This is a genomic window from Roseovarius sp. (assembly GCF_040223625.1).
GTDB lineage: Bacteria > Pseudomonadota > Alphaproteobacteria > Rhodobacterales > Rhodobacteraceae > Roseovarius.
On record NZ_JAVKFX010000013.1, the window covers coordinates 49,947 to 72,654 of the forward strand.

Genomic DNA, 22,708 nt, shown 5'->3' on the forward strand with positions numbered 1-22,708 from the left:
AAACCGGTCGGGAAAAGGCCGGAAGTCATGTGTTGGTGTCTCCTTTGAGGTGGCGGAATGTCTGGCCCGTTCGAGCGGCGGCGCCGGTTTTGGAATGCATCACCCGGCCGTCAACGCGGACCAAATCATCAGCAGCCCGAAGGCGACGAAGATGAAACCGGTCAGCATCTGTCTGCGCCGGGCATGTTCCGGTCTGCGCAGCAGCCGAACGACGTGCCGGGCGCCGATCGCGTAACCGCCTAGGATGACGAACTTCACGGCGACGAATGTCGAAACCAGAAGAGCAAGCACCGCCGGCCCGCTGCCGGCCGGAATGAACTGGGGGAACAGGGCGGCGAAGAAGAGAACGGCCTTTGGATTGCTAATCCCAACTCCGAACGAGTGAAGCCAGAGGGCCGTGCCGCTTTGCGAATGCGGCGCCTTGGAAGCTGATGAACCCGCCGGAACTCGCGCTGGGCGAAGGAAGGTCCAGCCGAGCCACAGGATGTAAAGCGCGCCCGCGAGCCTGAGGGCGAGAAAGGCCGACGGATGGGCTTCGAGCAGCGTGCTCAACCCCAGGACCGACAGCGTGGCCAGCATTGCGATGGCGAGCAGGTCGCCACTCAGGGCACCAAGCGCGCGGCGCCACCCGTGGGCGACGGCATTGTTCACGATGAACAGCGTGGACGGACCGGGGGTTGCCGTCTGAACTGCACTCACGATCAGGAAGGTAAGATAGGGTGAAAAATCCATTGTTTACCTGTAGCAGGGGCCGGACCGGATCGCGGCGCTTGGGGTGGAATAAGGGGATGGCGAGAAGGGTCCGGGTGCAGGTCCAGCCGCCATCCCCGGCCAAGGGTCAGGCGTTTTCCGGCACCGGCGTATTGAGCAGTTGCTGCTCCCAGAGATAGGCGATGGCGCTGCCGCCAAGGTGATCCCTGAGGGCGTCGTTCAGGTTGGTCGCCGTCTCGGCCCGCGCCCAATCGCGCTGCCATTCCGACGCAAGTGCCAGCCAGGTCATCATGTTGATGCCGGCCGCGATCATGCGCTGGATCGCGACCTCGTGCGCCTCGACCGAGGTGCCGCCGGATGCATCGGTGATCACGGTCACGTCCCAGCCCTCGCCCGCCGCCTGGATCGCCGGCATCGCCACGCAGATCTCGGTCCAGAGGCCTGCGATGATCAGTTGCTTGCGTCCCGTCGCCTTGACCGCGTCCACGACCTTCGGATCCTCCCAGGTGTTGATCGTCGTGCGGTCGATGACCTCCTGATCCGGGAACACTTCGGTGACATGGGGGAAGATGTCGCCGCCGCGGGCGGCGATCACGCTGGTCAGGATCGTGGGAACACCGAACACCTTGGCCACCTTGGCCAGCGCGGTCGTGTTGTTCACGACCATATGCGGGTCGTGACTGTTCAGGTTGGCAAGCTGGTAGGGCTGGTGGTCGATCAGAACGAGGACCGAATCTTCTGGACGAAGAAGCGAGTCGAGGCCGTTTCGGAATTTCATGGAGTTTTTCCTTTCATCCAAGGGGGAAGCTTCTGTTGGCTGAACCTAGAGAAGCTGGCCACGCAGCGCGGCGCGGAAGCTGCCGCGAGGGTGCCGATCTTGCTGTCATGTTGATCTTGCCGCTTTTGGTGGAACTGGCTGCCGAGTTCGTAGCCTCCCGCAATGGACAGCAAGCAAGGTTCAAACCGAGCAAGTTCCGCACCGCGCGACCTTGGAGCCATTGCTAAGGTTCCAGAGCAAAGGCCCGGGATATTGAACGAAGCCCTAATGCACTTTCGCCAAGCGGAACTCGCAAGAGTTACATCAATTCATCTGAAACTGGAGAAGAATAATGCAAGCAATCAGCCTCCCCCGGTTCGGCGGCCCCGACGCATTCGCACTGTCAGAATTCGAGACCCCGACGGCCGGCGCCGGAGAGGTGCTGGTCCGGGTCCATGCGACCTCGATTAACCCGCTGGATTATCAGGTGCGCCGCGGAGACTATGCCGATCTGGTGCCATTGCCGGCGATCACCGGCCACGATGTCTCGGGCGTCGTGGAGGCCGTTGGCTCGGGCGTGACGTCGTTCAAGCCCGGCGATGCCGTCTGGTACACACCGCAGATTTTCGGCGGCCCCGGCAGCTACGCCGAGTATCACGTCGCGAGCGAGGCGATCGTCGGCCGCAAGCCGGAAGGTCTCACCCATCTGGAGGCCGCCAGCCTCAGCCTCGTGGGCGGCACTGTCTGGGAAGCGTTGTTCACGCGGGCGGTCCTACGCCTCGGTGAATCGATCCTCGTCCACGGTGCGGCCGGCGGCGTGGGGCACGTGGCCGTACAGGCCGCCAAGGCAACGGGCGCGTTCGTCTTCGCGACGGCCTCGGGCTATGACGCCGACTTCGTGCGCGGTCTCGGCGCCGATGTGGTCATCGATTATCGCACCGAAAATTACGTGGAGATCGTCAACCGCGAGACCGACGGCGCTGGCGTGGACGTCATCCTCGACACGATCGGTGGCGACACGCTCGAACGCAGCCCGCACGTGCTGGCCCAACTTGGCCGGATCGTCTCGATCGTCGACATTGCCCAGCCACAGAATCTGATCGAGGCCTGGGGCCGCAACGCCAGTTACCATTTCGTCTTCACGCGCCAGAACCGGGGGAAACTTGACGAGCTTGCAACCCTTGTTGCCCGTGGACAGCTGAAGCCCCATGTCGGCAAGATTTATCCCCTCGCCGGTATTCCCGACGCCCATGCCGATCTGGAGCGCCCGCGCAATGGCATTCGGGGCAAGATCGGGATCGCCGTCGTCGACGAGACCAGGGCCAATAAAACTTGAGCCCTCGCTCTGTCCGCGGGGGAACCATCGCCCGCGGGGCCGGAAAGAGCTCATGCCCGGCCATCAAAGACGCCGGCAGACATATACCGAAGGAAAATCATCATGGTAATTGAAATCGCGAACTTCCCACTGGCACCCAGAAAGACCGAGGCATTCTTCAATGCGATGGACCAGGCGGCCGTGCTACTGCGCGCTGCGGAGGGTTACCTCGGCCACACTGTCGGCATTGGCGTCGAGTCGCCGGAAACCGCAACCCTTATCGTCGCCTGGCGCAGCTACGCCGATCATGTCGAGCAGTTCGAGCCGAGCGAGCCGCATGAACAGTTTATCGGCATGCTGGATGGGCTCTACGAAGGAGAGATCAGCGTCGTTCATGTCGAGGCCGAATCTCCGCAACGGCCTTTATCGCTGTCGATGTCTCAGAATGACGACTAGGTTCGGGGCAAGATCGGCACCGTTGCCGCGACTTGCGCCCCGCGCTGGTCGTGACCATTTGCTAGAATGCCCGGGCATCGTGGATGGGATTATGGATCAGCCGAAGCTTCATGTTTCGCTGCCCGGCCGCGAGTTGGCGGTTCGTCTGGACCGTCAGGTCGTCCGCGCATGATCTGTCAAAACCGTCAACATATGGATTGAAGCAATGCCTAAAGGGTCGGACCTGTTTGTCGCAGCACTGGAAAACGAGGGGGTAGACCGGGTCTTCGGCGTCCCCGGCGAGGAAAACCTCGACATCGTGGAGTCGCTGCGCACCTCCAAGATCGAGCTGATCCTGACACGGCATGAACAGGCAGCCGCCTTCATGGCGGCGACGCATGGGCGATTGACCGGCAGGCCCGGCGTCTGCCTCGCCACGTTGGGCCCCGGCGCCCTGAACCTGTCGACCGGCGCGGCCTATGCCCATCTGGGCGCAATGCCAATGATTCTCATTACGGGGCAGAAGCCGGTGATGAGCGCCAAGCAGGCCCGGTTCCAGATCGTCGATATCGTTGCCTCGATGAAGCCGCTGACCAAGATGACGCGCCAGATCCTGAGCCCGGCCGCCATCCCCGCGACGGTGCGGGATGCGTTTCGCGTTGCGACCGAGGAAAGGCCTGGGCCCGTGCATCTCGAACTTCCGGAAGACGTGGCGGCCGCGGATGCCGAAAACGCCGCAGTCATTCCGCGCCACTCACAGCACCGTCCGGTCGCCGGGGCAGCCGCGCTCGACAGTGCCGCAGAGATGATCCTTGCCGCCCGGAAGCCGCTTGTCATGATCGGCGCGGCCGGCAACCGGCCCGCGCTGATCGAGCCGCTCTCCCGCTTCGTCTCGCGTACCCGGTTGCCGTTCTTCAATACCCAGATGGGCAAGGGCGCTGTGAACGGGGGCTCCAATCTCTACATGGGAACCGCCGCGCTGTCGGAAGGTGACTATGTTCACGAAGCCATCGAACGGGCCGACCTGATCGTCGCCATCGGCCACGACACGATCGAGAAGCCACCCTTCCTGATGAAGAGCGAGGGCGGGCCCAAAGTCGTGCATGTCGGATATGAATCCGCGACGGTCGAACAGGTCTATCATCCTGATATCGAGGTGATCGGCGACATCGGCGCATCTGTCGACGGTCTTGGAGAGCGGCTGGAGGACAGGCTGACACCCGACGAGGGGATGGCCGAACTGCGGCAGAGAATACTGGCCCGGCTAAACGACCGCGCCGAGGAGGATCGCTTCCCGGTGACACCTCAACGGTTCGTCCACGATGTGCGGCAGGTCATGCCGGAAGACGGCATAGTCTGCCTCGACAACGGCATGTACAAGATCTGGTTCGCCCGCAATTACCGCACCCACGTCGCCAATACGCTGCTGCTCGACAATGCGCTCGCCACCATGGGGGCTGGGCTTCCCTCGGCGATCATGGCGGCGATGCTTCATCCCCACCGCCGGGTGATGGCTGTCTGCGGCGATGGTGGCTTCATGATGAATTCTCAGGAGATGGAGACGGCAGTAAGGCTCGGGTTGAACCTTGTCGTCGTCATCCTGAACGACAATGCCTACGGGATGATCAGATGGAAGCAGTCGGTAGACGGCTTTCCTGATTTCGGAATGAGTTTCGGCAACCCCGATTTCGTGCGCTATGCCGAGGCCTATGGCGCAAAGGGCTCCCGCGTCGGGGCGATCGAAGAGCTGGCGCCGACGCTCGAGGCCGCCTTTACCGGCGGCGGGGTCCATCTGATCGATGTGCCGATCGATTATTCGGAAAACACCCGAGTTCTGGTCGACGAGCTGCGCAACCGCACGCCGGATGTGGAATGTTCATGACACGTTTTTGCGATCCCGGAACGCAGCTTCCGAACATCCGAGGAGATCGGACATGCTGAATGTCGTGCAAGCATTCGACCGTGTGCAATTCGCGGAAATCGACACCAACGATGCCGCCGCGTTGGAGCGCAAGCTGCACGCTGCGGAGCGCCTCTTCGAGGATCGCGATGGCTGGCTCAAGCCTCACCAGAGGATCGCGGTTCTGCGGAAGCTGGCCGCGCTGATGGAGGGGAAGCGCGATCACCTCGCCATGCAGATTGCCCGCGAGGGCGGCAAACCCCTGCCCGATGCCATCGTCGAGACCAGTCGCGCCATCGATGGCGTCCACAATGCCGCCGACGAGCTGCGCAACTTCGCCGGGCGGGAAATCCCGATGGGCCTTTCGGCTGCGGCAGAGAACCGCTGGGCTTTCACCACGAAGGAGCCCATCGGCATCGTCGCGGCAATCTCTGCCTTCAACCACCCGCTGAACCTGATCGTCCATCAGGTTGTACCGGCTATCGCGACCGGCTGCCCGGTGATCGTAAAGCCCGCCAGTGCCACACCGCTGTCCTGTCTCGACTTCGTGGCCCTGGTCCACGAGGCCGGCCTGCCCGAGCACTGGTGCCAGACTTTCGTCACCCAGGACAACAATCTTGCCGAGAAGCTGGCGACCGACAGCCGGGTCGCCTTCCTGAGTTTCATCGGCTCGGCCCGGGTCGGCTGGTCGCTGCACGGCAAGCTTGCGCCGGGCACGCGGTCGGCACTGGAACATGGCGGCGCGGCACCGGCCATCATCGACCGCAGTGCCGATCTCGATAAGGTCATCGAACCGATCGTCAAGGGCGGTTACTACCATGCCGGCCAGGTCTGCGTGTCAACACAGCGCATCTACGTCCACGACGACATCGCCGACGAGTTCACGCAACGCCTGGTCGCCCGCGTCGATAAGCTGCGCACCGCCGATCCGACCCTCAAGGATACCGAGGTCGGGCCACTGATCCAGCCGCGCGAGGCTGACCGAGTCGCCGAATGGATCGCGGAGGCGGTGTCGGACGGAGCGGTTATCGCGACCGGCGGCGAACGCCTCTCCGAGACCACACTGAGGCCGGCGGTGCTGCTCGATCCGGCTCCTGACGCGAAGGTGTCCAGGCTGGAGGTCTTCGGCCCGGTTGTGGCGGTCAGCCGCTATGCCGATCTCGACGACGCCACTCGCCGCGCCAACGCCCTGCCCACCGCCTTTCAGGCCAGCATCTTCGCGCAGGACATCGAAATCGCCATGCGCGCGGCCAACCGTCTCGATGCATCGGCAGTCATGATCAACGACCCGACGGCCTTCCGAACCGACTGGATGCCCTTCGCCGGTCGCAGGGAGTCTGGATACGGCACCGGCGGCATCCCCTACACCATGCGCGACATGACGCAGGAAAAGATGATCCTGATGCAGAAGAGCTGAGGGCGGATGAGCCCGTCCACTGGCCGCCCGAGGCGGCATTACAAACCCGAACGAGGAACACCATGACCCAGATGCCTGCCGCAACCATGAAGTCTGTCGCGCTCACACGTTATTTGCCGATCGACGATCCGCAGGCGTTGATCGACGTGGAGCTTCCTCGCCCGACACCACAAGGCCGCGACCTGCTGGTCGAGGTGCGTGCCGTCGCTGTGAACCCCGTCGACACCAAGGTTCGCGCGCCCAAGGACAAGGTCGAGGAGAGCCCGCGCGTCATCGGCTACGACGCTGCCGGTATCGTCGCGGAGGTGGGGCCCGATGTAACGCTGTTCCGCCCTGGGGACGAGGTCTTTTACGCCGGCGATATAACCCGCCCCGGCACCAATCAGCAGTTCCACCTGGTCGACGAACGCATCGTCGGGCGCAAGCCCCGCACGCTGGGCTTTGCCGAGGCTGCCGCCCTGCCGCTGACCTCGATCACCGCTTACGAGGCGATGTACGACCGGCTGGGCATCGACCGGGACGGCGGCTCGGCTGGGGAAACCATCCTGATGTTCGGCGGCGCCGGCGGGGTCGGTTCCATCGCCATCCAGCTGGCGAAACGCAGCGGCCTGACCGTGATCGCCACCGCATCGCGGACCGAGACCATCGAGTGGGCCCTGTCGCTCGGTGCCGACCATACGGTCAACCATCGGGGAGACGTGGTTGCAGAGGTCCGCGCGCTCGGGTTCACCCATGTCGACCATATCGCGATCTTCAATGACATGCGCCACTGGGACGCAGCGGTCGAGTTGATCCGGCCCCAAGGCGGGATCGTGGCGATCAACGAGGTCGATCATTTACTGTCGATGGACGTGATGATGACCAAGGCCGCCGCCCTGCACTGGGAATTCATGTTTGCCCGTGCGATGCACCAGACCCCGGGCATGATCGAGCAGCACAACCTGCTGAACTTCGTCGCCGACGAGATCGACGCGGGCCGCTTGCGAACCACTCTCGCCGAGGTGCTCTCACCCATCGACGCGGCCACCTTGCGCGAGGCGCACAGGCGGATCGAAACCGGCACAACCCGCGGCAAGATCGTCATCGAAGGCTTCCCGTCGTGACACTTTCAGCACCTTGGCTTTTCATGTGGCCAATATGCGCGCCAAAATCCGCGTGACCCTGGTCCGCCTACCGTTTCGTTTTCCTGCAGATTTGCACAGGGTCTGCGCCGGCGGTGCAGTTGTCTTAACCGAAGAATATTGTATTTCCTGTCTGATCTTGCGTGGAGCACTCTCTTGACTGACGTCGTCGCCCGATTCGTAGAAGGCAACATGATGCGGCATGTTTCGACCATGTCGCTCACCTCCAGCATCGGTCTGATGGCGATCTTTGCCGTTGACCTGATCGACGTGTTCTTCATTTCCATGCTCGGGCGGGACGCGCTTGCCGCCGCAGCGGGGTATGCCAGCGTGGTGATGTTCTTCGCCAGCGCGGTCAATATCGGACTTTCGGTCGCGGCCGGCACCCTGGTGGCAAATTCGCTGGGCGCCCGGCAGGACGTTCCGGCGCGGGAACATGCGTTCAGCGCCAGCATGTTCGCCATCGCCTTCGGCATTCTTATTCCGCTTCTGACATTGCCGAACATCGACCGGATCCTCGACCTTCTGGGGGCCTCGGGGGAGGTGGCGGAGCGGGCTGCGGATTACCTCTGGATCATCCTGCCAACGACCGTTTTTTCCGGGCTAGGCATGACCACGGTGGCGGTATTGCGGGCATACGGTGACGGGCGGCGCGCGATGATGCCGTCTCTGACCGGGGCGCTGGTGAACGGCGTGCTCGACCCGATCTTCATCTTCTCTCTCGGACTGGGGCTCGAAGGGGCGGCCTGGGCCACGGTCGCGGCGCGGTTCGCGACGATGCTCATGGCGCTATGGCCCGCCATCCGGCTGTACAACGGGTTCGCGGTGCCGCGGACGGGTTGCTTTCTATACGACATCCGCGAGGGGATGCAGATCGCCGTGCCGGCCATCCTCGCCACCGTCGCCACACCGGTGGGCACCGCCATCGTCACGCGCGAAATGGCCAAGTACGGGACGGACGCCGTGGCGGGCATGGCGGTGATCAACCGGATGATCCCGGTGGTGTTCGCCGTGGTGCTGGCGCTGTCGGGCTCGATCGGGCCGATCATGGGACAGAATTTCGGCGCCGGGCGGAATGATCGGGTCCGCGAAGCCTTCTTCGACGGTGTCATCTTTGCGGGGATTTACGTCCTCTCCGTATCGCTGCTCTTGTTCCTGTTCCGGGGTCAGATCGCCGATTTCTTCGGCGCCAAGAGCGAGGCGCGGGAGCTTATCCTGCTTTTCTGCTGGCCGCTGGCGCTGGCCAGTTTCTTCAACGCGGTCATCTTCGTGGCGAGCGCGTCATTCAACAACCTCGGGCATCCGGGTTATGCAACCTGGGTCAACTGGGGGCGTCAGACGCTGGGCACTTTGCCACTCGTGCTGATCGGGGGAGCGTTCTACGGGGCGGCGGGTGTGCTGATCGGCCAGGCGATCGGGGGGATCATCTTTGCCGTTATCGCTGGATGGCTGAGCCTGTGGATGATCACCGAGCAGGCGCATCCCCTGAAGCAACTGACCTGCCGCTTCCAACTGCAGCGACGCATGCACGAGATGTATCACAAGGTGGCGTGAACTTTGGCTCGCTAGGCGAGGAAGGCGTCGGGATCCTGTGCGAACTCCTGCTGGGCGCGTTCGTATTCGCCAGGGTTGCCGATGTCGATCCAGCGGCAGGGCGCGGTGAAGCCGGAGACCTTCTCGCCCCGCTCGATGAGCCGCAACACCAGCGAGGGGGCGTCGAGATGAACCCCGGGTTCGACGAGGGACTTCGCGAGGGGTGAATAGACGTAAATACCCATGCTGGCCGCATAGGACATTTTCGGCTTCTCGTCGTAGCCCGTGATGTTGTCGGCCGCATCCAGCGACAGAACCCCCAGCTGGATCTGCACCTCGGTAGAAACCACGCCCACAGTGAGGCAGGCGCCGGTATCGAGATGGTGCTGCATCATCGCGTTGAGATCGATCGTCGAGAGCAGGTCGCCATTCATCACGAAGAACGGCTCGTCCAGCCCGTCGATGCCGCCGATGGCGCCGGCGGTGCCGAGCGGTTCGTCTTCCATGTGGTAGGTGACGTTCATCCGGTTGGAGATGGGATTCTGCGCAAGGTAGGTCTGGATCAGGCTGCCGAGATAGCCGATCGCGATGACCACGTCTGTCACTCCGGCCTTTTCCAGCCTTCGCAGGATGATCTCGAGGATCGGCAGTTCGCCGATTGGCAACAGGGGCTTGGGCAGGACAGACGTATAGGGGCGCATCCGGAGGCCCTTTCCCCCGGCAAGGATCACGGCTTTCATGCGGGCCTCCTCAAATCTGGTAACGGTCGACCGAGAGGGCATCGAGATGCGCCTCGATCCATTCTGCGGTACGGGCCAGCCCGTCAGCGAGCGTGACCTGCGGGCGCCAGCCCAACAGCGCTTCGGCGCGGGCGGTGGAGGCGATGAGGCGGTTGACTTCGCTTTTCTCGGGGCGGGTGCGGTCGGACTGGTTGGCGATTATGCGGGGCGACTTGCCCAGCAGGGTGCAAATTTCCTGTACCAGATCTCCGATGCTGATTTCCACGCCGGTTCCAAGTTGCACCACCTCGCCCACGGTGTCGGGGGTTTCGGCGATGCGCATGGCGCCCGCCACCGTATCCTCGACGAAAAGCATGTCGCGAGTGGGGTGGAGTGATCCAAGGCGGACCTCGTCGCCGCGCAGGGCCTGGCCGATGATGGTGGGGATGATGGCGCGGGCGGGCTGGCGCGGGCCATAGGTGTTGAAGGGGCGGCAGATCGCGACCGGAGTGCCGAAAGACCGGTGGTAACTGAGGCCAAGCTGATCTGCGGCGATCTTGCTGGCGGAATAGGGCGACTGGCCCTGAAGCGGATGGTCCTCGTCGATGGGGGAGTATTGTGCGGTGCCGTAGACCTCGCTGGTGGAGAACAGCACCACCTTCGAGGCACCCGAGGCCCGCGCCGCCTCCAGCACGTTGGTGGTGCCCATCACGTTGGTCTGCACCACGTCGACCGGGTGGACATAGGAGTAGGGGATGCCGATATGCGCCGCGAGGTGAAAGATCACGTCGCAGCCGGCGGCGGCCGCCGTCACGCCGGCGGGATCTTTGAGGTCGCCCATGATGAAGCGCATCCCGGCACGCAGCTCGGCGTCCATCTGGCCCACCGCGCCGCCAAGGCCGCGCGAGGAATAGCGGGTGAAGATCACCACCTCGGCCCCTGCCCGGGCCAGAGCCTCGGACAGGAAACTTCCGATGAACCCCGCGCCGCCGGTGACGAGCACCCGTTTGCCGTTCCAGAAATCCGTCATGTCTTTGCCTTTGCCCCCTGGTTGACAAGTACTGCGTCCATGGCCCGCGTGAGCGCGGTATCGAAATCGAAGCGCGGGTGCCAGCCGGTCCGCTCCACGAGCCGGGCCGGATCGCCGTAGCAGATGTCGCAGCCCGCTTCGTCTCTGGCGTCGGCCCTGCTGATCCACGAGGCGCCAATGCGAGCGCCGATCGTGTCGAGCAGGTCGCGAATACGGGTGGGCCGCCCGGTCGCGACGTTCAGGATCTCGCCCGCCGCCCCGTGACGCGCCATCGCGATGAGCGCGTCGGCGGCATCTTCGACATCCATGAAATCTCGCACCGCGTGGACCGGCCCGACCTCGTATCGCCCGCCACGTGCGGCGATGGCCTTTTCGATGAACACCCGCGGGGCCAGATGGCCCGGCTGCCCGGCTCCCAAAAGGTTGAAGACCACCGCGGTCTGGATATCGTGGCCCGCGCGTGCATGGGCCGCACGCCCCAGTTCCAGCGCTGCGAGCTTTGCACGCCCGTAATCCGAGACCGGGCGCCAGGGATCGTCCTCGCCCGTGGCGCGGTCGCGGGCAGCGCCGGTGCCGTAGATCGCGGCCGACCCTACCAGGACCAGCCGGGGCGCATTACGAACGCGGCCGAGCGCCTCGATCCAGGTTCGGGTCAGTGCAAGGTTGAGGGCGACATCGCCGCGCCCGGGCACCACGCCCGCAGCGTCGATGGCGAACGCCGGCTGCATCTGGTCGAGATAGGTGGCTAAGGCGCCGGCGCAATCGGGGCCGAAGATGGTGCGCGGAGCCGCGACGGTCTCGAGGTTCCATGCCTGGGCCCGGGCCATGATCGCCTGCCCGATGAACCCGGTCGAACCGGTCACCAGAAGCTTCGCTTTATCGGCATGGCTCACGGTGCGGGCCTTTCCAGCATGTTGTCCCCCTGCCCCGCACGGTTCCCCATGTGCCGTTTACCCTGCGACGGCCGCGGCGTCCTCCGGCGGGCGTGCGACGTAAATCTGCGCATAGAAATGGCCCGTGGTCTCGAAGCCAGAGGTATCGTGGCCCGCAGCGCGGGCGATATCAATTGCCCGGGCCTGTTCGGACAGGCTGTCGAAGCGCCGGTGTGGAAAGGGACGGCCGAGGGTTTCCACCACGAGGCCATGATCGCGCAGCAGGTCGAACGCCGCCTTGCGTTCGTTGCCGCGCACGGGCGAAGTGACGATCCAGGGCCGCTTCCCGGCGGTGGCGCGCAACAGGCGCTCCAGAGCGGCAGGCATCAGGTGCGCGACACTGCCACATTCGATGATCAGGTCGATGCTCGACAGGGTCTCGGCCAGGCCCTTGGAGGGCTCCGCATGTTCAAGATCCTCGTCGAAGGCGTGATCGAACAGGCCGATGGCGTGCCCGTAGGCGACCGCGTTGCCCGCAACGTCGATCCCGGTGAAGCGCGCGCCTCGGTAGCTTTCCGGAAGGTCCGCGAGCCAGGCCGCATCGCGGCGGATCAACTCTTCCGCGGTCAGATTGTCAAACTCGGGATCCTCGTAACGATCCAGAAAGGCTTCGGCCGAGACGTCGTGGCGGACAAGGGCGCTGACGATGCCGTAGCTGCTGGCGAAGTCGAGCACGTTCGGCGCCCGAAGTCCGCGCTTGTGACACAGGTCATCGAGCAGGCGGCGGAACACCGGCACCGCGTGGGCGTGGTTGCTGTAGCATAGCGATCTCAGCATCCGGTAATAGGCCCTGCAATCGGGTTGATTGTAGGTGTCGTCGAACAGAGTGACGAAATTCGTTCGACGTTCTGGAAGGTTGAGAGACATCAGACAAACCTGTTTGGAATAATGTTCCGCCTGCACGGGTCTGTTGAACTTGCAGGCTTTTTGAAGGGCATTCAATTGTCAACGTGCTCGACTCGCTTGTGAACCTTTTGGACCACGACGGCGGCGCCAGCAATCCCAATGCTAATCTGTGGTCCTGTCGATTGACAGGGTTTCGTGGTTACCCCTCATGCAGAGCGTCTGCTCAAGCGGGACCAGGCTAGCCAGTTTCGAGGCATCTCACGTTGCCGGTACTGCTGTGCATGTGCCGGATTTGCGCATTCGGCAACCCGCCGCCCGAGCCACGGGGCCAACGGGGCGTACGCGATGCCAACCGGGTCCGGCGGGCGCGATGGCCTAACGTCGTCACCGAGGCTCGCCTCGTGCAATCGGCGACAGCCGTGCAAGAACGTCGCGAACGTCCATGCGACTGAACCGGAGATTGAACGCCACGTGATGAACTCCGATCCCGTGAAGGGTGTTCAGCATACGCTCGAGATGGTGAACGCCCATTCTATATCCCAGATGTATCGGCTCAGGTGGCGCATCGGAGCGCTCTGCAAGGTCAAGATAAAGAGATTGGACCACCGGCTTGATCGGTGTGCCGGCTGCGGTCAGGCGGTGCCACTCGGCAACGACCCGTTCCTGTTGTGCAGGCGGCCTAGGATAGGTGACCCAACCGTCCGTGTGATCGGCCAGCCAGTCGAGCGGTTGACCGCTATTCCCGGTACCCAGCAGGGGAAGACGGCCATGCAACGGTTTCGGGACAAGATCTCCACCCCGAATGGAACCGTACCGCCCGCTTACATAGGTCGGAAAGGATTTGCCGAGCAGCTCCTGCAGGTACAGCAGCGCATCCCGAAACAGCTCCGCGCGCTCGCCGCGATTCCGCCCGTAGGCCAGATACACGAGGGGGCGATCGCCTGATGCGATGCCCAGAACAAGCCGCCCATTAGAGAGATGATCGAGAGATGCCGCCTGTTTTGCGACGTCGATCGGATGATGCAATGGCAGAATAACCGATCCGGTCGCCAGGGCGATCTCGCTGGTATGGGCCGCCACCGTGGCCAGCCATACGAAGGGGTCATAGATTTGCCCGAGGTCGCCAAAGCTGGGGTCGTCGAGGGGAACATCGCGTGCCCACAGCGCCGAGAAGCCGAGAGCTTCGGCCTCCTTCGCAAGTTCGATCTGGTCTTTCATGGCCGGCCTCGGCCCGTCGAAAGCCTCGATGGGAAAGAAAAGACCAAGCGTCGTACGGTCCCTATGGAACATGCGATTGAAGCCGGGGCCGAACCGGGCGTCCGCCTCATCAAGCGCAAATCGAGAGTGTTTCATCATGCCTCGCTCCATCCGCCATTCACCCTGATCACGACCAGTCCGAAGTCGGGCCGCTAGCAAACGATCCTACGGCACCGCCCTGGGAATACGTTGCGGCCGATGCGGCATAGGTGCCGATATTGCGCCAAATCCAAGTTATCGCTGCCCGTGGTCGGATCTGAAATCACCAGCATCGGCGCCATGCCCAGCCAAACGCCAGGCGGTGCAATCGCCGACTGCCCCAGTACCATCCGCCCGTTTTCCAAGGTGTCAGGCCGTCGCGTCGACCACGATCTCGCCGAGAATACGGATCCAGCTTCTTGTGCCGCGGTGAAAACGCTCGACGTCATAATGCTCGTCAGGCGCATGGATCGCGTCGCTTTCCAGGATGAAACCCAGCACCACACAATCCAGGCCCAACCCGTCATTGAGCGCGCCGACCAAGGGTATGGCCCCGCCCGTGCCCTTCAGCACCGGGGGCCGGCCCCACTCTGCCTCGAGCCCGCGTGCCGCGGCGGCCAGGAACGGGTTGGTTTCGGACAGGTGCACGGCAGCATTGCCCTCCGGCCCGTCGAACGCGACATGGCAGCCTTCGGGGACACGTTCCGACACGAACTTGCGGAACCGGGTCCGGATCGTTTCCGGGCTCTGCCCGGCCACGAGCCGGAAGGTCAGCCGCGCCGTGGCCGAGCCGGGCAGCACCGAACGCCCCCCCGGCCCCTGATTACCCCCCGTGATGCCGTTGAAATCGGCGGCGGGCCGGCCCCACATCGCCTCCAACGCGGTATAGCCGTCCTCTATGACGCCTCCGGCAAGACTGACCTCGCCCGTACCGTCAAATTCGGCCGACAGCTCGCGCCAACGCTTGCGCTGACTTTCCGTCAGATCGATGACGCCATCATAAAAACCGTCAATCGCCACCCGCCCCCTTTCGTCGTGAAGCGAGGCCAGAATCTTGCTGAGAATACGGATCGGATTGGCGGCAGCCGCCCCGTAGTGACCGGAATGCAGATCGGGGTTCGGCGCAAGGATCGTCATCGTTTCATGCACCAGCCCCTTGAGCTGCGTGGTGATCGAGGGCCGGGTCGGCGACCACATGTCGCTGTCACAGATGAACGCAACATCGCAATCTAACGCCTCGCGGTGCTCTTCGAGAAAGGCGCCAAGGCTGGGAGACCCCATTTCCTCTTCCCCTTCCAGCAGGATGACAATCTCCGCCGGAAAGGCGCCGTTGGCGGTTTTCCATGCGCGCAGTGCCTCTATGAACGACCAAAGCTGGCTCTTGCTGTCCGATGCCCCGCGCCCGTAGAACCGGCGCACGCCATCCTCTTCGACGATCTCGGGCGCAAAGGGCTCGTGGGTCCATGCCTCGCGCGGGGTGACGGGCTGTACATCATAATGCCCGTAGAAGAGCAGCCGTTTGTCACCCTCCGCCGGCCCCTCGGACCGCGCCAGGACAAAGGGATTACAGGCCGTTTCCACGACGCGGGAGGCAAAGCCGATCTCCGTCAGCACCTCGTCCAGCCAGGAGGCGGCACGGGCGATACCCGCCTTGCCCGCGTCTTCGCCCGAAACGGACGGGATTGAAATCAGTTCCAGCAGGGCCGCGACCGAGCTTTCGAGATTGGCGTCTACCTCCTTCAGCGCGCGTTCAGTTTTCGACACGTCAAACTTCCTTTCTGCGGAACATTGGCGGGACGGGGGCCGCACCAAGGCGCCGGCCGCCTGTAGGTCTCGTCAGCCAGCCCGTCACTCTGCCGCATCTCCGGCCGCACTGAGCCGCGCCAGCGCGGACAGCATCCGCTGAAGATCCTCCCAAAGCTCGTCTTCGTCCTCCAGCCCGATCGAGAGCCGCAGGATCACGTCGGGTTCCTGCCAGCGGGTGGCACTCCGGTTGCCGCCAATCGACATCGGCGCGGCAAGGCTGCGCGTGCCGCCCCAAGAGGCGCCAATTGCGAACAGGCGCAGGTGATCCAGCGCGGGCCAGACATGCGGCGCGACGGTTTCGGGAAAGGTCACGGAAAAGACACCGCTGCTGCCCAGGAAATCCCGCTTGAATATCTCGTGCCCCGGCATCGTTGGAAGACCCGGAAACAGCACCCTGCCGATCACCGGATCGCCGGAGAGCCGCTCGGCAAACCTATGTGCCACGGCACTGCAATGCCGCAGGCGCGTTGCCAGCGTCTCGAACCCTCTCAGGACAAGGGAGGCATCATCCGGAGAGGCCCCTATACCCATGCGGCCGATCATCTCCTTTACCGGTTGCGCCAGATCGGCGTCGCGGACGGAGATCGCCCCCATCAGCACATCCGAATGACCGGACACGTATTTCGTAAGCGCCTCGGTGACGATGTCCGCCCCGAGCGCCAGCGGCTTCAGGTTCAGCGGCGTGGCCCAAGTGTTGTCCACCCCCAGCAGGGCCCCGGCCTTGTGAGCCAATGCCGCTGCCTCTGGAATATCCATCAGTTCCATCGTCGTGGAGCCGGGGCTTTCACACCATACGAGCCGTGTTTCGCGCCGAATGCGCGCCTGCAGATCGGCAAGATCCGTCGGGTCGAAAAACTCGATCGTGATCCCCATTCTCACCAGATCCGACAGGGCGAAGTCCCGCATCGGCGGATAAACCGTGTCGGCCAGCAGAAGATGGTCTCCCTTGTTCAGGAACGCCATTGCCGCCAACGCGTTTGCCGCCTGCCCGGACGGCGCCAGGAACGTGCGTGCCGCCTGTTCGAGTTGTGTCAGTTTTTCTTCCAGCGTCCGCGTCGTCGGCGTACCGTAAAGGCCGTAGGAATACCCTTTCTCGCCGCGCTCGCCCCGTTCGGCATATGCGGCCGCATCCTCGAAAAGGATCGTCGACGCGCGATGAACACCGATGCCGACCGGATCAAAACCCTCCGTCGCCACACGTGGGGTCAGAACACATCGAGTCAGATCGCTGGTTGCCATTGAGTACTTTCCTTCTCCAACGCCTGCTCGCTGTATGCGTTGACGTTATTGCCGTTGTAGGTATTATTCCGTTTTGTTCTTGCTTGCCCGGAGGCCCTGAAACATGAACCTGCGTCAGATCGAGGTGTTTCGGGCCGTCGTCACCAGCGGCACGACATCCCGCGCCGCCGAAGTTCTGAGGGTTTCGCAACCCTCCGTCAGCAAGACGATCCAGGATCTCGAACGGTCGATCGGGTTCCCTGTCTTTGACCGGGTGAAGGGCCGCCTGCGGCCGACCGCCGAGGGGCAGCTTTTCTTCCGCGAGGTCGAGCACGCCTTCGCGGGGCTTGCGTATCTTCGGGGCGCCGCCGCGCGAATTCGCGATTTCGGGTCTGGCGAGCTGCGTGTCGCTTCGCTCTCGGCGTTGTCGACCAACCTGGTCCCCCGCGCATTGGCGACCCTGGTGCCGAAGAACCCGGGCGTCGCGATCACGTTTCAGGCACGCATGTCCTCGGTGGTCAGGGATCTCGTTGCGTCCGGGCAATTCGATATCGGGGTGGTGGCCGACGAGATCGACAAGACCGGCGTCGAGGTCCGCCCCTTTGCCCGCTTCCGCGCGTGGCTCGCGATCCCCGAGGGACATCCGCTTGAAGCCCGTGACGTGATCCGTCCTGCCGACCTCGTCAACGAGCCATTCATTGCGCTTTCGCCCGAGGACACCACGCGCCAGCAGGCCGAAACGGCCCTCGCGGCGGAAGGTGTGAAGCTCAGCATCATTCTTGAAACGCCCTATGCCACGACGATCTGCGCAATGGTGGCGGCGGGCCTTGGCGTGGGATTGGTCGATCCCCTTACCGCCGAGCCGTTCGAAGGGCGCGGTATGGTTCTGCGTCCTTTCGAGCCCGAAGTTCATTTCCGGACTCTTTTGATCCTTCCGCCGCATCGTCCCGCGCCGCGGATCGTCGAGGATTTCATCGTCGAGCTGTTCCACGCCCTGCAAGAGACCGGGAAGATAAGCGACGGCTTCACCTGCTGACACCATAGCTAGAGCACCTTTGACAGGAACGCCTGGGTGCGCACGTTCTTCGGCGCTTCCAGCATCTGCTTCGGCCGCCCCTCTTCGACGATCGTGCCATGATCCATGAAAACCAGGTGGTCGCCGACCTCGCGGGCAAAACCGATCTCGTGCGTGACCAGCATCATCGTCATGCCCGACGCCACGAGATCCTTGATCACATCCAGCACTTCCCCGACAAGTTCAGGATCAAGCGCCGAGGTCGGTTCGTCGAAAAGCATCACTTCCGGCTCCATCGCAAGCGCACGCGCGATTGCAACACGCTGCTGCTGCCCGCCGGAAAGCTGGCTGGGATACCTGTCGGCCAGATCGGCAAGTCCGACCCGCGCAAGAAGATCCCTCCCCTGGCTCCGCGCCCTGGCCTTGGCAATTCCCTTCACGTGCACGGGCCCCTCGATGACGTTTCCAAGTGCGGTCATGTGCGGAAACAGGTTGAACCGCTGAAACACCATGCCGGTCAGCCGGCGCTGCCTGTCGATGGCACGCGGCGAAAGCTCGTGAAGACGGCCGTTGCGTTCGTCGTAGCCTTGCAGCGTGCCACCGATCCGGATGCGCCCGGCCGAAATCTGCTCGATCTGGTTGATACACCGCAGAAGCGTCGACTTGCCCGATCCCGAAGGGCCAATCGCCACACAGACCTCCCCCTTGGCGATGGTAAGATCGACACCACGCAAGGCGTGGTAATCGCCGAAGAACTTGTGGATTCCCTCGATGGAGACGGCGGCGGCGCGATCAGGTGTGGCGTGTCTGCACAAAATCCTGCCCCCTTCCGAAATGACGTTCCAGGTAGAACTGGCCGATCATCATCACCGAGGTAATGACCAGGTACCAGAATGCGGCGACCATGAGCATCGGCACGGGAAGGTAGATCCGGTTCGCGATGGCACTGGTGGCGAACATCAGGTCCAACGTGAACGGTACGGCAAGGACAAGCGCGGTGCCCTTCAGCATGCCGATCGTTTCGTTGCCCGTCGGCGGTATGATGGTCCGCAACGCCTGGGGCAGCAGAATACGCCACCAAATGCGCCCTCTCGACATTCCAATGGCCTGTGCGGCCTCGGTCTGCCCACGGTCTATGGCGCGAAACCCCGCCCGGAAGATCTCGGCCAGGTAAGCGCTTTCGCACAATCCAAGCCCGAGTATCGCGGCCACGCCGGCCGTAACTACCCAGTCGGTCGGTACGCCGATGATTTCAGGGCCGAACGGAACGGAGATCGACAGGCGGGGAAACAGGACCGCAAACAGTCCCCAGAATAACAGCTGCGTGTAAAGCGGCGTTCCGCGAAAGAACCAGATCCACAGCCACGAGACCGTCCTCAGGATCGGGTTGTCACTGTCACGCATCAGGACGAGGAAACCGGCACAGACGATAGCTACCAGCATGGCGACCACGGTCAGGACCAGCGTCCAGCCCACGCCAGCCATCACCGTTGGCGCAAAGAGATACTCCCAGAATACGCTCCAGTGGAAGTTCGGATTGACGATGACGCCGTGCACCACCTGCATGACGACGACCGCCAAGAGGGCCACTGCAAGCCAGCGTCCGGGGTGGCGGCGTGGCACCACTTCGTTCAACTGCACCTGTTGTTTTTCGTCGCGGGGGACCTCATCGCCTGGCGACCCCATGGATGTCGTGACGGAAGCCATATCAGTTCGACACTTCCGGGTTGATCACCGACTCGTCGACAAGAAATTGAGTTACGCCCCAGAACTTGTAGATATCGGCATAGACGCCTTCATCGATCAAGTGGTTCAGCGTGTCCGCGATCAACTGGGTCAGTTCCATATCTTCCTTAGTCACGGCGATACCGTTCAGGCCGCGTTTGCCCATCGGCTCGACGGGCTCGAGGTTTTCAAGCCTTCCGCCGCTCTGCTTCACGGCATAGGCCGCCGTGCCGCCCCCGGTCGCGGTGGCATCGGCGCCGCCTGCCGCGACGCGGGTGATCGCCTCCGTCTGCACGGAGAACGGCAATTTCGTGATCTCGGGCTTGCCCGCGTCCAGGCAGGCCTGGTTGTCCAGGTCCAGGTGCTTTTCGTAGTAGGTGCCCGACATGATGGCGACCTTGGCGCCGCAGTAATCCGCCGGATCGAAATTGGTGGGGTTCCCGGCCCGGACGACCCAAAGGCCCTGCGTGTCCGAGTACGACACGAAATTCACCACCTTCATGCGCTCGTTCGTGATCGAGAAGGCATTCAGCCCGATATCGTATTTCGACCCGAGGGCTGGCAGGATCGAAGGAAAGGGCGCCGTGCGCGATTCGTATTCGAGCCCGAGCACCTTCGCGATCGCACGGCCGACATCGATGTCGATCCCCTGCGGCGTTTGACCGTCATCGCCTGCGAGGAATTCCCATGGGGCATAGGCATTGTCAGCCCCCCCGACAAGAACGCCCCGCGTCGCAATCTTCTCCGGCACCCGCTCGGAGAGTTCCGGCACCGCCTCAAGCCCGGACAGGTCGAAAGCCTGGGCAAGCCCGGCCGCGGGCGGAAGGGCCACCGCCGCGACGAGGGCTGCGGTGTATCGGAATCGAGTTCGAAAGAAATTTCTCATCTGGTTTCCCCTTGTTGGACGCATCGAGGCGCTCTGTTCATTTGACTTGGTTCACACGGTTCGTGCGACATGGATGAGGATATGGCCACGGCTGGTATTCGTCCAATACTAGCTTTTGGGCCAACTCTTCATGGAAGTTATAATATTGTCTCGCCCACGAACGTCGACGCGGCACGGCCCGGAATGGCCATGCCGCGTCATGTCAGAGGAAGGTCAGAGGCAACCCCGTCAAGCGGCGTTACCCGCTCAGGCGTCGCGTTCCCACAGAACCGGGAAGAGCGGATGGTCCATCGGCGCCCCCGCCGGCAGCTCTTTCTCGAGCCCCGGAAAGGCCGGCGATGTCGTCCAGTTGCGTGGCGCATGGCGGATGTCATCCCCCAGGAACCTGACCGAAAGCACCCGGCGCCGACAGTTTCCGACACCTGCCGCGGCATGAAGCGTCAGCATATGGAAGAACACGGCATCGCCCGGCTCCAGCGCCCAGCCCCGGATATCGAACGCCGAACGGTCCGCCTCGATATCCGGCAGGTTCTGAAGGCTTCCCTCTGGAAACCACTTCGCTTCGTTCGACATGAAGGTGCGCGGCATCAGCCACGGCCCGGTATGCGTGCCGGCCACGAATTCAAGCGTGGACTCGCGGGAAACCGGGTCCATCGGGGCCCACATGGAACAGTTCTGCATTCCGTCGATGTTGTAATAGGGCTGATCCTGGTGCCAGGGCGTGCGGGCGCTTGTGTTGGGCTCCTTGACCAGCAGGTGATCGTGATAAAGCCGCGTCTTCCGTGAGCCCATCAACCGCCCGGCAACCTCCCCGATCCCCGTCTTGAAGATCAGGTCGTGATACTGCGGATTTTCCTGCCAGTTGCAGAAATCCTCCAGAAAGTAACCGGGATCGCCGGGCGCGCTCGCCACTTTCGCCCTCGGACTCGGCGTCGCGACATTCGCATCTATGCCCCGACGGCCGGTCTCGACCTCCTCAGGTGTGAACAAGCCCCGAATGCAGACAACGCCGTCGCGCTGAAATTCGGCAATCTCCTTCTCAGTGATCCTCGGCCGGTGCCCGGCCTCCTGCAGGTCGACCCCGATTGCGTTGCTATCTGGCATTTCAGTATCCTCTCGGTTCATGACCCTGCCACGATAAGAGCTTTTGGCTATAGAGTTTATTATTGATTTGCGATACTCGCATAGAACATGCCTATACCTTTCAGCTTTCGCCAGCTCGAATACTTTATTGCCGTCGCCGAGCATGGAAGCGTCACGGAAGCGGCACAGCGCTGTAATGTCTCCCAACCGTCCGTGTCCGCGGCCGTTGCCGAACTCGAACGGTTGCTGGGGCGGAAACTTTTTCACCGAAAAACCGGCCACGGTCTCGTCATCACCGCCGCGGGCCGGCAACTTCTGATCGACGCAAGGACGACCCTCGCCGCAGCGGGCGCGATCGGCGCTAATCGAAACGCGGCGGAAGAGATTACCGTAGCCTGCTTCCGCGATCTCGGTGCAATTTACCTGCCTCGTCTGCTAACCCGTTTCGCCGCTACCCGCGAGGGGCTGGGCTTTCGGATTCTCGATGCTGACCTCGCCGATATCCGTGGCCTGATCCTAGACGGGCGGTGCGAACTCGGCCTGACCTACGATACCGGTCTCGACCGACATGAGTTGAAAACCACCTCTATCGACAGGCTCTCGCCACACGTCCTTTTGCCAAGATCACATCGACTTTCCGATCGCTCCTCGGTAGCGCTCCATGATCTCAAGCAGGACCGGGTGATCCTGGAGAATTATCCCTCGACCATCTCTTTCTTCCTGCCATTCCTGGCGAAACTCGGGAAAAGCGAGCGCGACTGCCAGTTGGCTCCCAGTTTCGAAATGCAGCGCAGTCTCGTCGCAAACGGATGGGGCATCGGGTTTTCCTATGCCCATCCCGCGCCGGATATTGCCCATGACGGCTCGGAACTCGTGTGCCGGCCGTTAAGCCCTCCGGAACCCGCTCTTGACGTGGTGTTCGTCCATCTCGGGACGCAAACCCTGTCCCGCCCCGCCCAAGAATTTCTGGAATTCGTTCAGGCACATCCTGCGTGATGGGAAAATCGTCCAGGCTTGCAGGAC

General features: G+C 63.0%; 21 protein-coding genes. 8 read left to right on the forward strand and 13 right to left on the reverse strand.

Annotation, left to right across the window (positions count from 1 at the left end; translation table 11 throughout):
- Nucleotides 1–99: 99 nt before the first annotated feature.
- Together RLN94_RS03875 and RLN94_RS03880 are read right to left on the reverse strand one after the other, a co-directional pair.
- Nucleotides 100–732 (reverse strand): LysE family translocator, encoded by a 633-nt coding sequence (locus RLN94_RS03875; protein ID WP_350132155.1) that lies wholly within the window; start codon nucleotides 730–732, stop codon nucleotides 100–102.
- A 106-nt stretch (nucleotides 733–838) separates the two neighbouring features.
- Entirely contained in the window at nucleotides 839–1,489 is a 651-nt protein-coding gene (locus tag RLN94_RS03880) for a hydrolase (RefSeq protein WP_350132157.1), read from the reverse strand.
- A gap of 331 nt (nucleotides 1,490–1,820) precedes the next feature.
- On the opposite strand from RLN94_RS03880, the gene RLN94_RS03885 reads away from it, so the two are divergent.
- The 6 genes from RLN94_RS03885 to RLN94_RS03910 all read left to right on the forward strand — a co-directional run bounded on the left by RLN94_RS03885 (nucleotide 1,821) and on the right by RLN94_RS03910 (nucleotide 9,210).
- Nucleotides 1,821–2,804, forward strand: a complete 984-nt coding sequence (locus RLN94_RS03885) for a zinc-dependent alcohol dehydrogenase family protein (protein WP_350132160.1) — start codon at nucleotides 1,821–1,823, stop codon at nucleotides 2,802–2,804.
- A 102-nt stretch (nucleotides 2,805–2,906) separates the two neighbouring features.
- On the forward strand, nucleotides 2,907–3,239 hold the full coding sequence (locus tag RLN94_RS03890) for an antibiotic biosynthesis monooxygenase family protein (RefSeq protein ID WP_350132162.1): 333 nt from the start codon (nucleotides 2,907–2,909) through the stop codon (nucleotides 3,237–3,239).
- A 205-nt stretch (nucleotides 3,240–3,444) separates the two neighbouring features.
- The gene (locus tag RLN94_RS03895) at nucleotides 3,445–5,100 is read left to right on the forward strand and encodes an acetolactate synthase large subunit (protein ID WP_350132165.1); all 1,656 of its coding nucleotides are present in this window, start codon (nucleotides 3,445–3,447) and stop codon (nucleotides 5,098–5,100) included.
- A gap of 52 nt (nucleotides 5,101–5,152) precedes the next feature.
- On the forward strand, nucleotides 5,153–6,535 hold the full coding sequence (locus RLN94_RS03900) for an aldehyde dehydrogenase family protein (protein ID WP_350132167.1): 1,383 nt from the start codon (nucleotides 5,153–5,155) through the stop codon (nucleotides 6,533–6,535).
- A gap of 86 nt (nucleotides 6,536–6,621) precedes the next feature.
- Nucleotides 6,622–7,638, forward strand: a complete 1,017-nt coding sequence (locus RLN94_RS03905; protein WP_350132570.1) for a zinc-binding alcohol dehydrogenase family protein — start codon at nucleotides 6,622–6,624, stop codon at nucleotides 7,636–7,638.
- 210 nt (nucleotides 7,639–7,848) lie between these two features.
- A complete protein-coding gene (locus RLN94_RS03910; protein ID WP_350132170.1) occupies nucleotides 7,849–9,210 on the forward strand; it encodes an MATE family efflux transporter in 1,362 nt (453 codons plus the stop codon).
- A gap of 11 nt (nucleotides 9,211–9,221) precedes the next feature.
- On the opposite strand, the gene RLN94_RS03915 is transcribed toward RLN94_RS03910, so the two are convergent.
- From RLN94_RS03915 to RLN94_RS03945, 7 genes are all read right to left on the reverse strand, one after another.
- Nucleotides 9,222–9,929 carry a sugar phosphate nucleotidyltransferase gene (locus RLN94_RS03915; protein WP_350132173.1) on the reverse strand — a complete coding sequence of 236 codons (708 nt, stop codon included), beginning with the start codon at nucleotides 9,927–9,929 and terminating at the stop codon, nucleotides 9,222–9,224.
- 10 nt (nucleotides 9,930–9,939) lie between these two features.
- Entirely contained in the window at nucleotides 9,940–10,938 is a 999-nt protein-coding gene (locus RLN94_RS03920; protein ID WP_350132176.1) for an SDR family NAD(P)-dependent oxidoreductase, read from the reverse strand.
- Entirely contained in the window at nucleotides 10,935–11,831 is an 897-nt protein-coding gene (locus tag RLN94_RS03925; protein WP_350132179.1) for an NAD-dependent epimerase/dehydratase family protein, read from the reverse strand. The genes RLN94_RS03920 and RLN94_RS03925 overlap by 4 nt, the downstream gene beginning before the upstream one ends.
- Before the next feature lie 57 nt (nucleotides 11,832–11,888).
- The gene (locus RLN94_RS03930; protein WP_350159000.1) at nucleotides 11,889–12,737 is read right to left on the reverse strand and encodes a hypothetical protein; all 849 of its coding nucleotides are present in this window, start codon (nucleotides 12,735–12,737) and stop codon (nucleotides 11,889–11,891) included.
- A gap of 363 nt (nucleotides 12,738–13,100) precedes the next feature.
- Nucleotides 13,101–14,072 (reverse strand): TIGR03571 family LLM class oxidoreductase, encoded by a 972-nt coding sequence (locus RLN94_RS03935; protein WP_350132184.1) that lies wholly within the window; start codon nucleotides 14,070–14,072, stop codon nucleotides 13,101–13,103.
- A 249-nt stretch (nucleotides 14,073–14,321) separates the two neighbouring features.
- A complete protein-coding gene (locus RLN94_RS03940; protein ID WP_350132574.1) occupies nucleotides 14,322–15,761 on the reverse strand; it encodes a M20/M25/M40 family metallo-hydrolase in 1,440 nt (479 codons plus the stop codon).
- A gap of 39 nt (nucleotides 15,762–15,800) precedes the next feature.
- Nucleotides 15,801–16,997, reverse strand: coding sequence for a trans-sulfuration enzyme family protein (locus RLN94_RS03945; protein ID WP_350132187.1), 1,197 nt, complete (start codon nucleotides 16,995–16,997; stop codon nucleotides 15,801–15,803).
- A 103-nt stretch (nucleotides 16,998–17,100) separates the two neighbouring features.
- Between RLN94_RS03945 and RLN94_RS03950 the strand changes: the two genes are divergently transcribed.
- A complete protein-coding gene (locus RLN94_RS03950; protein ID WP_350132190.1) occupies nucleotides 17,101–18,012 on the forward strand; it encodes a LysR substrate-binding domain-containing protein in 912 nt (303 codons plus the stop codon).
- An 8-nt stretch (nucleotides 18,013–18,020) separates the two neighbouring features.
- On the opposite strand, the gene RLN94_RS03955 is transcribed toward RLN94_RS03950, so the two are convergent.
- The 4 genes from RLN94_RS03955 to RLN94_RS03970 form a co-directional block, all read right to left on the reverse strand.
- The gene (locus RLN94_RS03955) at nucleotides 18,021–18,806 is read right to left on the reverse strand and encodes an amino acid ABC transporter ATP-binding protein (RefSeq protein WP_350132193.1); all 786 of its coding nucleotides are present in this window, start codon (nucleotides 18,804–18,806) and stop codon (nucleotides 18,021–18,023) included.
- Nucleotides 18,784–19,698, reverse strand: coding sequence for an amino acid ABC transporter permease (locus RLN94_RS03960; protein ID WP_350132196.1), 915 nt, complete (start codon nucleotides 19,696–19,698; stop codon nucleotides 18,784–18,786). The genes RLN94_RS03955 and RLN94_RS03960 overlap by 23 nt, the downstream gene beginning before the upstream one ends.
- Nucleotide 19,699: 1 nt before the next feature.
- Nucleotides 19,700–20,602, reverse strand: coding sequence for a transporter substrate-binding domain-containing protein (locus RLN94_RS03965; protein WP_350158998.1), 903 nt, complete (start codon nucleotides 20,600–20,602; stop codon nucleotides 19,700–19,702).
- A gap of 246 nt (nucleotides 20,603–20,848) precedes the next feature.
- On the reverse strand, nucleotides 20,849–21,706 hold the full coding sequence (locus tag RLN94_RS03970; RefSeq protein ID WP_350132202.1) for a phytanoyl-CoA dioxygenase family protein: 858 nt from the start codon (nucleotides 21,704–21,706) through the stop codon (nucleotides 20,849–20,851).
- Nucleotides 21,707–21,793: 87 nt separating this feature from the next.
- Here RLN94_RS03970 and RLN94_RS03975 point away from each other — a divergent pair, with 87 nt between their 5' ends.
- The gene (locus tag RLN94_RS03975) at nucleotides 21,794–22,681 is read left to right on the forward strand and encodes a LysR family transcriptional regulator (protein WP_350132205.1); all 888 of its coding nucleotides are present in this window, start codon (nucleotides 21,794–21,796) and stop codon (nucleotides 22,679–22,681) included.
- The last annotated feature ends 27 nt before the right edge of the window (nucleotides 22,682–22,708 follow it).

Excerpts from the sequence above, each read along its gene's own strand:
- RLN94_RS03875 (WP_350132155.1), bottom strand. The coding sequence starts at position 732 with ATGGATTTTTCACCCTATCTTACCTTCCTGATCGTGAGTGCAGTTCAG.
- RLN94_RS03880 (WP_350132157.1), bottom strand. The coding sequence starts at position 1,489 with ATGAAATTCCGAAACGGCCTCGACTCGCTTCTTCGTCCAGAAGATTCG.
- RLN94_RS03885 (WP_350132160.1), top strand. The coding sequence starts at position 1,821 with ATGCAAGCAATCAGCCTCCCCCGGTTCGGCGGCCCCGACGCATTCGCA.
- RLN94_RS03890 (WP_350132162.1), top strand. The coding sequence starts at position 2,907 with ATGGTAATTGAAATCGCGAACTTCCCACTGGCACCCAGAAAGACCGAG.
- RLN94_RS03895 (WP_350132165.1), top strand. The coding sequence starts at position 3,445 with ATGCCTAAAGGGTCGGACCTGTTTGTCGCAGCACTGGAAAACGAGGGG.
- RLN94_RS03900 (WP_350132167.1), top strand. The coding sequence starts at position 5,153 with ATGCTGAATGTCGTGCAAGCATTCGACCGTGTGCAATTCGCGGAAATC.
- RLN94_RS03905 (WP_350132570.1), top strand. The coding sequence starts at position 6,622 with ATGAAGTCTGTCGCGCTCACACGTTATTTGCCGATCGACGATCCGCAG.
- RLN94_RS03910 (WP_350132170.1), top strand. The coding sequence starts at position 7,849 with ATGATGCGGCATGTTTCGACCATGTCGCTCACCTCCAGCATCGGTCTG.
- RLN94_RS03915 (WP_350132173.1), bottom strand. The coding sequence starts at position 9,929 with ATGAAAGCCGTGATCCTTGCCGGGGGAAAGGGCCTCCGGATGCGCCCC.
- RLN94_RS03920 (WP_350132176.1), bottom strand. The coding sequence starts at position 10,938 with ATGACGGATTTCTGGAACGGCAAACGGGTGCTCGTCACCGGCGGCGCG.
- RLN94_RS03930 (WP_350159000.1), bottom strand. The coding sequence starts at position 12,737 with ATGTCTCTCAACCTTCCAGAACGTCGAACGAATTTCGTCACTCTGTTC.
- RLN94_RS03935 (WP_350132184.1), bottom strand. The coding sequence starts at position 14,072 with ATGATGAAACACTCTCGATTTGCGCTTGATGAGGCGGACGCCCGGTTC.
- RLN94_RS03945 (WP_350132187.1), bottom strand. The coding sequence starts at position 16,997 with ATGGCAACCAGCGATCTGACTCGATGTGTTCTGACCCCACGTGTGGCG.
- RLN94_RS03950 (WP_350132190.1), top strand. The coding sequence starts at position 17,101 with ATGAACCTGCGTCAGATCGAGGTGTTTCGGGCCGTCGTCACCAGCGGC.
- RLN94_RS03960 (WP_350132196.1), bottom strand. The coding sequence starts at position 19,698 with ATGGCTTCCGTCACGACATCCATGGGGTCGCCAGGCGATGAGGTCCCC.
- RLN94_RS03965 (WP_350158998.1), bottom strand. The coding sequence starts at position 20,602 with ATGAGAAATTTCTTTCGAACTCGATTCCGATACACCGCAGCCCTCGTC.
- RLN94_RS03970 (WP_350132202.1), bottom strand. The coding sequence starts at position 21,706 with ATGCCAGATAGCAACGCAATCGGGGTCGACCTGCAGGAGGCCGGGCAC.
- RLN94_RS03975 (WP_350132205.1), top strand. The coding sequence starts at position 21,794 with ATGCCTATACCTTTCAGCTTTCGCCAGCTCGAATACTTTATTGCCGTC.